Genomic DNA, 4,833 nt, shown 5'->3' on the forward strand with positions numbered 1-4,833 from the left:
CTCGGCGCGTGCCGAGCCGACCGCCGCGTCGAGCAACGCGGTCCCGACGCCCTGCCGCCGCTCGGCCGGGTGCACGGCGCCGTCCAGCTCTGCCAGATGCGTCTGCCCCTCCTTGGTGAACAGCCGCAGGAAGGCGGAACCGAGGGGGACGCCGTCCGCCCCGGACGCGAGCCAGGCCAGACGGTGGCTCGACGACGTGGCGGCGGGGTCGATGAGCTGGGTGACGCGCGGGGGCAAGGGGGCTCCGGGGCTGGTCGGCGGGCGGATGGCGAGGCCCGGCGACGCTAACCGCCGGGCGCGGCGACCCGCAACGGAAATACCCGGCGCGCACGGGCGCCGACCGTCGTGCCGGGTGCACGAGACCGGCGATCGCTGTTCGGGACGTACGAGACCGCCGATCGCCGTCCGGAACCTACGCGACCGCCCGCCGTCGCCCCGCGCCCCTCAGCGTCGTGCCCGTGTGCGGTCCAGTGCCGCGATACCCAGTGCCGCCAGTGCGATCTGGATGAGCCACTCGGCCCAGTCGACGCCATCGGTGTCGGCCACGCCGACCCCCGCGGCGATCGCGGTGCCGATCAGCGCGGCGACGACGCCGACGAGGATCGTCAGCAGGATGCCGATCCGCTGACGGCCCGGCACGACGAGCCGACCGATCACGCCGATGACGACGCCGATGACGATGGCACTGATGATGCCGTCGATCTCCATCTGATCTCCGCCCCTGTTCGTCGGGTTACCCGCCACCGTGCGAGTGCCCTTCGAACGCGAGTGCAGTCCGCCTGGATGCCGCGTTCTTCACGAGCCCGTCCCCCGTCCCGTGACGGCCGGCACCTCCGTCGAGATGTCGACGACGGTGCGCCCGTCGGTCGCGATCCGGACGGTGTCCGGCGGCGCCCGCTCCTCCAGCGGACGTGCCTTGCGCGCACCGCCGGCCGGCTCCCGTTCCACCTCGGAGCCGGTCTCCCGACCTCTGAGCCGCCGTTCGGTCGTCTCGGCGGTGGCCGTGAGGAGCACCCGTGCGATCCGTAGGCACGGTCCGTCTAGTCCGCCACCTCCACGGAGGCGAGACTCGGGTGCGCCGCGCACCGCAGCGCCCTGCGGATCACCGTCGCCGGGTCCCCCTCGTGATACGGCCGTTCGGACGCCTCGATGCCGTCGAGGAACTCCTGGTAGCGCACGGCGTACGCGAGGTGCGCCAGCGGCTCGGCCAGGGCGAGCGCGCGGGCGGGATCGCTCGCCGGGGCGTGCGCCTTCCAGGCGTCGGCCCAGACGCGGACGGCCGTGGGGCGTACCGCCTCGGGGAGGAAGTCGTACAGGCGCAGACAGTCGAGCACGGGGTTGCCCCAGTGGGCGTCGGCGAAGTCCACGACGACCGGTGGCCGGCCGTCGCTGCGCCAGTTGCCCGGATGGAAGTCGGCGTGGACGAGCGTGTCGGGGAGCCCGCACTCGGCGAGCCGCTCCCAGCGGAACGTCAACTCCCGTGCTCTGTCCCGCTCTTCGTCGGTGATGTCCAACTCGACTCGTCCGTCGAGCAGTTCGCGCACCAGTGCGCCGAGGACCCCATCCCGCCGGTCCCGGAGCCCCGGCGGCCGTCGGTCGGTCAGCGCGGCCTGCGCGGAGACGAACCGGCGTACCCCGGATTCGACCGTGGCGGCGTCCGCCTCCCAGCAGTCCCGGCCGGGGATGTGCTCCAGCAGCACGCGGCGCTCGCCGGCGGCGAGAACCGTCGGTACGAGGTCCGTGTCCCACCGGCCGAACGCGGCGATGACCGCGGCCTCGTCGGAGGCGAAGCGCGGTGTCGCCTTGAGCCAGACCGGCCCCTGCCCGGTGGGCAGCCGGAAGAGTCCTGCCAGGTTCCATGTCCGCCGCTGCTCGACCGGTCCCGTCACCGGCCGTCCCAGTGCGGTCAGCGTCCGTGAGGCCCAGTCCAGCAGTTCCCGCAGCCCGTCGGCCCGCGCCCACGGTGATCGCAGAGCGTCGTCGGTGTGCAACAGCCCCCGGTCCACGGGACGTCGGTCCAGGACCCCGCCCCGGGGCCGCTCCAACGCCTCCACGTGGTACGTCACATGCCCGTCGCGCCCGCTCTCGCCCCCGTCCGTCTCCAGCAGACGCAGTACGAACACGGGTACCCCGAGTGCGTGCTCCAACCGCGCCACGACAGGCTCGACCTCGGCCCACCACGGAACGTCGACGGGGAGCGGACCGGCGACCCCGAGGAAGTCCGCACCCGATGTCACCCATGCGCTGAAGGTTCGACTCACGGCGACAGTCTGAAGGCCGTGCTGGGAGGGCGGCCAACGAATATCGTCCGTGGTCGGCGGGGTGTCGCTTGCGGTCCCCCGGGGCCCGCCGTTGCCGGTGCTTGACATGCCGGCTGGTATGCAGGTGATTGCTTGCATGACGTTGAGTGTGCGATCGGAGAGCGACCCGGGGCAGACGCTGGGCGAGCTGTGCGAGCGGATCGACATGGCCCGGCAATCCGTGACGCAGCACCTGGCCGTCCTGGAGGCCGCCGACCTGGTCGGCACGGTGCGGCGTGGGCGGGAAAAGCTGCACCACCTCAATCCGGTCCCGCTCCACGAGACGCAGGAGCGGTGGACCGGCAAGTTCGAGCGCCCGCGCCTGAGGGCGCTGGGTGCCGTGAAGCGACGAGCCGAGGAAGCCATGACCGACAAGCCCACCTTCGTGTACGTCACCTATGTCGCGAGCACGCCCGAGAAGGTCTGGGAGGCGCTCACCAGCGCCGATCTGACCGCCGACTACTGGGGGCACCGGAACGGGTCGGACTGGCGGCAGGGTTCGCGCCGGGCGCGTGTCCGCACCGACGGCTCCGGCGTCGAGGACGTCGTCGGCACGGTCGCGGTGAGTGAGCCCCCGACCCGCCTGGTCACTACCTGGACCTCACCCGAGAACGAGGGCGAGGAGGACACGTGCTCGCGCGTCACCTTCGCCATCGAGCCGCACGGCGACATCGTGCGCCTCACGGTGACCCATGACCCATGAGGACCTGGCGGACGAGGGCGCGCTCGCCGAGGTGTCCTTCGGCTGGCCCGCGGTGCTGTCCAACCTCAAGTCGCTGCTGGAGACCGGCAGGGTGCTGCCGCGGCGGCCCTGGGAGGTGCCGCGCCCCCGGTGATGCGACCGTGCCGAGGCCCGCTCCGGTGGGTGCGGCCCGGTCCGGCGGGTCGGGGCGAACGGCGACGGCCGACCCGCCGGAGCGGATCGGCCGCCGTTACCCCTCGCGGGCGTCCTTTTTACACCTGTGGCGTGCGGCCCGCACGCGTGTTGCCCTTGGCCGAGGCGCCGGCGCACATCAGCCCCAGCAGCAGCGCCAGGCAGCCGATGATGATGTTGTTGACCACGACACCGGCGTCCGGGCTGTCGCCGACGATCCAGGCCGAGACGATCATCCAGACACCCAGTGCGCACATGGCCCAGCTCAGGCCGTACATCCTCTCCGGCGCGGCGGTGAAGCCGAGGGCCAGCAGACCGATGGCGATGCCCACGATGAGGTTGTGGGACGCCAGCGCGGGCTGGCTCGTCGTGTAGTGGAGTATCCACGGGGACACGGCGCAGTACAGACCGAGCAGGAACACCGGTCCGTCCACGAGCGCCACATCGCGATCACCGAGCATGCGGGCGTACCGGGCCTGCATTTCGGGTGCATCGGGGTGACTGGTGATGTCACTCCGGTGTGAGACGTTGGCCATGACTCGACTCCTTTGAACTCTGCAGGCCCGACCGCGTCTGGTGGGGTATGCGGTAAGCGCCGCGTACGTTCATTCTGCGCTTATTTTCCCTTTATGTGTAGTGGTCGGGAGTGTGGGGAGGGTGGGGGTGGAACTCGTGGTCCAGGCGGCTGCGCAACCGTCGCAGCGCCCGCCGGGTGTGGCTCTTGACCGTGCCGAGCGGCATGCCGGTGCGTTCCGCGATCTGGGTCTGGCTGAGGTCCTCGTAGAAGGCCAGGTGAAGTACCTGCCGCTGGGGTGCGGGAAGCCGGGCGAGTTCGGCGCGGATCAGTACGCGGTCGAGAGCGGCCTCGGGGTGCGCGCGGTCGGGCCGGTCGACGAGCGTGAGCGCGGTGCCCGCCGAGGTCACCAGGTCCGCACGGCGGGTCCGCGCGGACAGGGCGTCGGCGATCCGGCGCCGGGTGATCCCGACGATCCAGGCCCCCATCGCGCCGCGCTCGGACCGGTAGCCGTGCCGGCCGCGCCACACGCCCAGGAACACCTGCTGGGTGACGTCCTCGGCCTCGCCCGTGTCGCCGAGACTGCGCCGGGCGAGCGAGTGCACCAGCGCCGACCAGCGGTGGTGGGCGGCGGCCAGGCAGTCGTCGTCGCCCGCCACCAGACCCCGCGCCAGTTCCTCGTCGGTGGGTACGACGCGCGGACACACGGGATTCATGAGGGCGGCTCCTCACGTGGGGCGGTGCGGATGCCGCCATCGTGCGAGCCCGCGAGTCCGGGCTTCAACCTGCATCGCTTGTGCATCGTATAGTCGCCCTCATGGGTGCGTACGTGGAGGAGAACGCCGCCGATCCCGGGCTCACCAGCGGTGCCCTGGCCCGTCGGCTGGGTGTGTCGCCCACGACCCTGCGTTCCTGGGACCGCCGCTACGGCATCGGGCCCGCGGTCCGCACCGACGGCCGGCACCGGCGCTGGACCCCGCAGGACGTGGCGGTGGTCGAGGCGATGTGCCGGCTGACGTCCGCCGGGCTGGCCCCTGCGGAGGCGGCACGCGCGGCGCGGGAAGGCGTCGCGACCCCGAGAACGAGGGAAGCGCAGGAGGGCGCCGGGGGAGCGCGAGTGCCGGACGGGGATCGGCCGCGGTGGC

At 72.3% G+C, this 4,833-nt stretch carries 7 protein-coding genes and 1 pseudogene; 2 read left to right on the forward strand and 6 right to left on the reverse strand.

Annotated elements, in window-relative coordinates; all coding sequences use genetic code 11:
* From AWZ10_RS36845 to AWZ10_RS36860, 4 genes are all read right to left on the reverse strand, one after another.
* A partial coding sequence (locus tag AWZ10_RS36845; RefSeq protein ID WP_159058496.1) for a GNAT family N-acetyltransferase occupies positions 1-237 on the reverse strand: 237 nt, incomplete at its 3' end.
* Between the two features lie 207 nt (positions 238-444).
* A complete protein-coding gene (locus AWZ10_RS36850; protein WP_037692103.1) occupies positions 445-708 on the reverse strand; it encodes a GlsB/YeaQ/YmgE family stress response membrane protein in 264 nt (87 codons plus the stop codon).
* Positions 709-795: 87 nt separating this feature from the next.
* Positions 796-1,014, reverse strand: coding sequence for a hypothetical protein (locus AWZ10_RS36855; protein ID WP_208618617.1), 219 nt, complete (start codon positions 1,012-1,014; stop codon positions 796-798).
* Positions 1,015-1,040: 26 nt separating this feature from the next.
* Positions 1,041-2,261, reverse strand: coding sequence for an aminoglycoside phosphotransferase family protein (locus AWZ10_RS36860; protein ID WP_244172675.1), 1,221 nt, complete (start codon positions 2,259-2,261; stop codon positions 1,041-1,043).
* Between the two features lie 118 nt (positions 2,262-2,379).
* On the opposite strand from AWZ10_RS36860, the pseudogene AWZ10_RS36865 reads away from it, so the two are divergent.
* A pseudogene (locus tag AWZ10_RS36865) lies at positions 2,380-3,136 on the forward strand (ArsR/SmtB family transcription factor).
* 118 nt (positions 3,137-3,254) lie between these two features.
* Here AWZ10_RS36865 and AWZ10_RS36870 read toward each other — a convergent pair.
* Positions 3,255-3,710, reverse strand: a complete 456-nt coding sequence (locus AWZ10_RS36870) for an SPW repeat protein (protein ID WP_046702497.1) — start codon at positions 3,708-3,710, stop codon at positions 3,255-3,257.
* Positions 3,711-3,801: 91 nt separating this feature from the next.
* Positions 3,802-4,404, reverse strand: coding sequence for a sigma-70 family RNA polymerase sigma factor (locus AWZ10_RS36875; protein ID WP_060893193.1), 603 nt, complete (start codon positions 4,402-4,404; stop codon positions 3,802-3,804).
* A 101-nt stretch (positions 4,405-4,505) separates the two neighbouring features.
* Between AWZ10_RS36875 and AWZ10_RS36880 the strand changes: the two genes are divergently transcribed.
* The coding region (locus AWZ10_RS36880; protein WP_159058497.1) for a MerR family transcriptional regulator at positions 4,506-4,833 on the forward strand (328 nt) is incomplete at its 3' end.

Origin of the sequence: Streptomyces europaeiscabiei (genome assembly GCF_001550375.1) — a bacterium.
Classification (GTDB): Bacteria; Actinomycetota; Actinomycetes; order Streptomycetales; family Streptomycetaceae; genus Streptomyces; species Streptomyces europaeiscabiei.